Annotated in this window: 1 pseudogene; it reads right to left on the bottom strand. The window is 62.3% G+C overall.

The annotated features are described in order from the left end of the window. Window positions 1–435: pseudogene (locus tag RTX98_RS10300) on the bottom strand (drug:proton antiporter); the annotation flags it as partial.

The following is a 435-nucleotide window of genomic DNA, read 5'->3' as shown; positions in this document are numbered from 1 at the left end:
TGCAGACCTTGTCGGTCAGCTCGTTGATCGCCTGCCGGACGGCAATCGTCATGGCCTCGCGGCCATCCGGGTTCATCATGACATAGGAGACGCGGCTCATCAGATCCTCGCCGAAGCGGATCTGCGGGTTAGACGTGCCGGATGATGCGACGATGCGACCGGACAGAAGCGAAACCAGGTGGATCGCGATCGTGGTGGAGCCGATATCGCAGGCGATACCATAGGCCTCGTTCTTGAGGCCAGGCCACAGCGCGATGATCGTCGGCTGCGCCGTTTCGGGATCGCGGTGGATTGCCGCCGTCACACCCCACTCGCCCTTTCGCAGGATCTTCTGAACATCGGCCAGCAGATGGTGCGCCACCTGCAGGTTCTTGAAACCCCAGTCGTGCTCCAGCACCACCTTGAGCCGGTCGAGATCGCCGAGCGGCTTGTGCA

This window comes from Tianweitania sp. (assembly GCF_032053605.1).
In the GTDB taxonomy this organism is placed as follows: Bacteria; Pseudomonadota; Alphaproteobacteria; order Rhizobiales; family Rhizobiaceae; genus Tianweitania.
The sequence above is the reverse complement of the archived record's forward strand: the minus strand, read 5'-3'. Positions and strand labels throughout refer to the sequence as shown.